Origin of the sequence: Armatimonas sp., from assembly GCF_043760365.1 — a bacterium.
Lineage (GTDB): Bacteria > Armatimonadota > Armatimonadia > Armatimonadales > Armatimonadaceae > Armatimonas.
The window spans coordinates 1-5,026 of the sequence record NZ_JAYUPA010000389.1 but is presented as its reverse complement, the minus strand read 5'-3'; the positions used below and the strand labels follow the sequence as shown (position 1 = coordinate 5,026).

At 55.7% G+C, this 5,026-nt stretch carries 5 protein-coding genes; all 5 read left to right on the top strand.

Features of this window, described 5'->3' with window-relative positions; genetic code table 11:
• The coding region (locus ACH2EH_RS09300) for an MlaE family ABC transporter permease (protein ID WP_395141029.1) at nucleotides 1-377 on the top strand (377 nt) is incomplete at its 5' end.
• Complete coding sequence (locus ACH2EH_RS09295) at nucleotides 370-1,170, top strand: ABC transporter ATP-binding protein (protein ID WP_395141028.1); 801 nt, start codon at nucleotides 370-372, stop codon at nucleotides 1,168-1,170. The genes ACH2EH_RS09300 and ACH2EH_RS09295, both read left to right, overlap by 8 nt.
• Before the next feature lie 15 nt (nucleotides 1,171-1,185).
• Complete coding sequence (locus ACH2EH_RS09290) at nucleotides 1,186-2,781, top strand: MlaD family protein (RefSeq protein ID WP_395141026.1); 1,596 nt, start codon at nucleotides 1,186-1,188, stop codon at nucleotides 2,779-2,781.
• Between the two features lie 4 nt (nucleotides 2,782-2,785).
• Nucleotides 2,786-3,232 (top strand): 50S ribosomal protein L9, encoded by a 447-nt coding sequence (gene rplI / locus ACH2EH_RS09285; RefSeq protein WP_395141024.1) that lies wholly within the window; start codon nucleotides 2,786-2,788, stop codon nucleotides 3,230-3,232.
• A 75-nt stretch (nucleotides 3,233-3,307) separates the two neighbouring features.
• Nucleotides 3,308-5,026 (top strand): DnaB-like helicase C-terminal domain-containing protein (locus ACH2EH_RS09280; RefSeq protein ID WP_395141023.1); only part of this gene is annotated, 1,719 nt, incomplete at its 3' end.

Below are 5,026 nucleotides of genomic sequence, written 5' to 3'. Positions count from 1 at the left end.
CTATTGCCTATCTGGTTGTGCCACGCCTTCTCGCCTGCCTGGTTATGGGTCCCATAATGACTCTCTTTGGCGATGCGGCAGGAATCCTCGGGGGGGGGATGATCGCTGTAAACGAGGGACAGACGCCGCTTCAGTACACGGACTCGTTCCGTCAGCTTCTGGAGCCCAACGGCTCCGATATTCTGGAGGGGTTGCTCAAAGCTTTGGTCTTCGGGACTCTCATCGCGCTCATCGCCTGCCGTGAGGGGCTGGAAACAAAAGGCGGCGCCGCAGGTGTTGGGCGCTCCACCAACCGTGCTGTCGTCTTTACGATTATTCTTGTGTTTGCGGCTGACTTTGTACTGACGTGGTTTTTCAAGGCGAAGTCCGTTGTCTGAACACGTGCCCGAGGGGGGGGAATCCCCCCGGATTACCCTGCGTGATCTGCGCTATGCTGTGGATGGCCGAGAGATTCTTGGTGGCATTACTCTGGATGTCGCTCCCGGAGAGATTCTCTGCGTCATGGGGCTCTCCGGTGCGGGTAAGTCCACGATTCTACGCTGCATTGCTGGGCTGGTGAGTGCCACTAGTGGGCAGCTTCTCATTGATAATGTGGACATTGTGGGCTTGAAAGAGCGTGAGCTATTGCCGATTCGCGCTAAGATGGGGGTGGTCTTCCAATACGCAGCGCTCTTTGATTCGATGAATGTCTACGCCAATATCGCCTTCGGGCTGCTACGCGGGCCACGTCGCATGGAGTTCAAGAAGAAGTCGCGGGGGGAACTGACACAGCGGATCCAGGAGCACCTTAGAGAAGTCGGGCTACCTGGGATCGAGAAGCGCCTGCCGCCAGAGCTCTCAGGTGGCATGCGGCGACGCGTCGGCCTCGCCCGTGCCCTGGCCACTGATCCGGAGATCATCCTCTACGATGAGCCGACCAGTGGCCTAGACCCGGTGACGGCTGCTGCGATTGATCAGTTGATTGTGCGCACACGCGATAAGAAAAATGTCACCAGTGTTGTCGTCTCCCATGACATGCGGAGTATTTTCCGAATCGCGGATAAAATATTAATGCTCTATGAAGGCAAGGCGCAGATCTATGGCACTCCCAGTGAAGTTCAAAACAGTGACGATCCTGTCATTCAGCAGTTCATTCGGGGCGAGGTCGAAGGCCCCATCGAAATCGGTTGAGCAAGATGGAAAAACATGAGTAAGCGCGATTTAGTAACGGGGGTTGTGACCGTCGTAGGGGTGGCAGGTTTGATCCTGGCCAAAGGCTGGCTCAATCAGAGCTGGGAGGAGCGCAACTCCACGGATTTCCAGGTCGCCTTCGACGATGCCAAAGGGCTCAAAGGCGGCGAGGATGTACGGGTAGCGGGCTTCAAGGTGGGCTCCGTAAAGAGTATTCGCCTCTCCGACGATGGGCGGCGAGCGGTGGTGCTGGTGCGCGTCAAGAACGGAGTCAAGATTCCGGTGAAGTCACAGTTTAGTGTCGCGTCCGGGCTTCTGGGCGGCGGTGCCGTGGTGACAATAGTCCCGAGTAAAGAGACCACTTTTATAACAAATGAAACCACAAAACAGACTCCTTTGGAAGGAGAGCCCGCAGCGGGACTTGACTCCGCTCTGGCGGGGATGAGTAAGTTTACCAACGATGATGCACTGCGCGAGGACCTTGTGGCGACTGCCCATAACCTGCGGTTGATGAGCGAGAAAATCAATAAAATGGGAGCAATCGGGGCCCTCGATGATTCGCAGGGAGATATCCAGGCAACGCTACGCAACCTTCGTGCGACCTCCGCACTGCTTCCAGCGACCCTCAAAAAAGTAGACATCGTCATTGGCAATGCGGGTGAGGTCGCGGCCTCGGCAAAGACGATCGCGCCCCTCCTCGAAAAACAAGTTGCTGCCCTTTCGAAAGAGACACAGACTCTCATTAAGGATCTGGATTCCGTGATGAAATCTGGGGGGCGGATCGCCACGGAGACCGAGGGGCTTGCCAAAGAGGCCAAACTGACTGTTGCAGACAGCCGAGAAAGTATCAAGACACTTCTGCGCTCCGCCAACGACGCCGCAGCAGGTGTGGCCGGCCTCACGGAGCAGATGACTCAGCTGGTAGGCGATAAAAACTTAAAAGAAAATGTGCTCGTGGCCACCACGAACCTCACCAAAATCTCAGAGAACCTGGTGGCAATCTCCCAGAAACTTGACACGACCGCAGGGAAGCTTTCTCTAGCCGCAACGGATCCCGAGCTGCTCGACAACATCAAGATAACCGTTGCTAACGTGAAAGATGCGAGTGGGTCAATAAAAAATTTGACGGCTCGTGTCGAGGCATTGCGACTGCCTGGAGAGAAAAAAGCAGGGACAGCACCCTCTGGTAACCGACCTCCCGACAGTCGCAGGCAGCCGTCTTGGTACGAGTCAGGCTTGACCGGAGACTTTCTGTACGATACAAAGGCGGAGCGTTTTCAGCTCGATACCAATTATGCACAGGTTGTGGAGGGGCAGCTCTTTCGAGTCGGCATCACCGATACGACCGAGCGTAACCAGGTCAATGTGCAGGTCGGGCAGAAAAGCGGAGAACTCTGGACGCGCTATGGCCTCTTTGGCAGTAAGCTGGGAGTCGGCTTCGATACGCAGACAGGGCCGCTACAGTGGCGCCTGGATGTGTTCGACCCAAACCGTTTTACTGTCAATACTCGGCTCCGAGCGCGGCTAAATAAAAATACAGCACTGACTCTGGGACTAGATTCCGTGGGCAATGGGAATCGTCCTAGAGTCGGACTACAAATAAGGAAGTAAGTTTATGAACGTGATTATGCAAAAGGATGTCGTCAAGGTCGGCAGAGAGGGCGAAGTTGTCTTAGTTTCCGATGGCTACGCTCGCAACTACCTGATTCCCCGAGGTCTGGCAGTGTCGGCATCGGGTGGTGCCCTGAAGATTCTGGAAGCGCGCCACGCCACTGAGGAGCGCAAGAGCGAGGCACTGCTTGCCCAGGCACAGAAAGATCAGGCGACTCTTGAAGGTAAGACACTTAAGATTCTAGGGAAAGCGGGCGCGGGGGATCGCCTCTACGGCTCGATTACTTCGGGCGATATTGCGGAAGCTCTCAAGAAAGACCTGGGCGTGAGCGTTGACAAGCGCCGCGTGTTGCTGCTGGATGTCATCCGCGCTCTGGGAACCTTCCATGTGGATGTTAAGCTCCACAAAGACATTACTGTCCCCGTGACGGTCGCGGTCGAAAAGGCGTAGGCTAGGCCGCGCAAATAAGTTAGGGCGCGGCAGTAAGCCGCGCCCTTTTGTTTTTTATAATGATCTGAGTTTTCTATGACCGGACGCGTTCCCCCCCAAAATATCGAGGCCGAGATGGCCGTGCTCGGCTCTATGTTGCTGGGAGACCGCAGCGCCATTGAGCGCGTCACCGAGTTTTTAGACAAGCAGGACTTCTACCGCGAAGCACATGGCCGCATCTTCGAGGCGATGCTCTCTCTGGTGGATAAAGATGAGCCGGTGGACATTGTCACCCTCAAGGATGAGCTAACACGGCGTGGCACGCTGGAGCAGACGGGCGGCTATGTCTATCTCATGCAGCTCGCTGAGTACGTCCCCACACCCGCCAATGTTGTCTACTACGCTAAGATCGTCTCCGAGAAGGGAGTTCTGCGCCGCCTGATCGAGACCGCCTCCGAGATCGCCGGCATGGCCTACGGCGAGACCGATGAAGTGGACACGCTGGTGGATCAGGCCGAGCGCGCGATCTTCAATGTCGCCCGCAAGCGCAAGACCGAAGGTTTCACCCCACTCCGCCCGCTGCTCAATGAGGTTTTCGATCAGATTGACTCCGCCTACCACGACAAAGGCGTCGTCAGCGGCACCGACACCGGCTTCTACGACCTCAACTACATCACCAGCGGCCTCAAACGTGGCGATTTGATTATTATCGCCGCGCGCCCGAGTATGGGGAAATGCGTCAAGTTTGACAACCTGGTCGTTGATCCAGACACGGGTGAGCAGCGCACAATCCAAGAAGCGGTGTGCACTCGCCAGAAGCGCGTCCTAGGAATCTCTGCCGATGGTCTCGTACGCCCCACAGAAGTTTCCAATTGGATTGACAGCGGCATCAAGCCAGTTTTCCGTGTCACCACGGAACTCGGACGTTTTGTTGAAGTAACAGGCCACCATCCCTTTCTGACACTGGATGGCTGGAAACCGCTCCATGATCTTGTGCCAGGGGATAAAATAGCGACTCCGCGTTTGCTTGATCTCTCTTCGGATTCTTCTAATCTAACAACGACACAACTTGAATCACTTCAGGATGACCTCCGAAAGGGCGACCTTGGAGCGGTTCCGAGACTATCGAAACTGTCCAAAGAAGACACATGGCTTCTTGCGCATAGTTTGCTCTGTAAGCAATCTTTTATCACGGACTCGGAAAAGACCGCTCGATCCCTTCAGCATCTGTGCCTACGCGCCAATCTGACGACACGGCTAACTCGGACAAGTGGGGGCTGGGAAGTCACAAGATTTGGTATCGGACAAACGCATCTTCCGTTGTTGATGGGGCATCTCTTCTACGACGGGATTGCTTCCATTGAGCCGATTGGTGAGCACCAAGTCTACGATCTGACGGTTCCTGATGGGGCGAACTTTATCGCACAGGACATTATCGTTCATAATACGGCCCTGACGATGAATATTGGGCAGAATGCGGCGGGTAAGGGCAGTGTGGTGGCGACGTTTTCTCTGGAGATGAGCAAGGAGTCGCTGGTGCAGCGCATGATGTGCTCGGAGGCCAAAGTAAATGCCCATAAATTGCGCACAGGATTTTTGCAAGACGAAGAATGGTCTCGGCTCTCGGAGGCAGTGAACCGACTCTGGGACGCGCCGATGTTCATTGACGACACCACGGACATCAGCTCTCTGGAGATGCGAGCACGCTGCCGTCGCCTGAAGGCGGAGCAGGGGGCGCTGGATCTGGTGATCGTGGACTACTTACAGCTCATGCGTGGCTCCGCGCGCAACTCGGAGAACCGCAACCAGGAGATC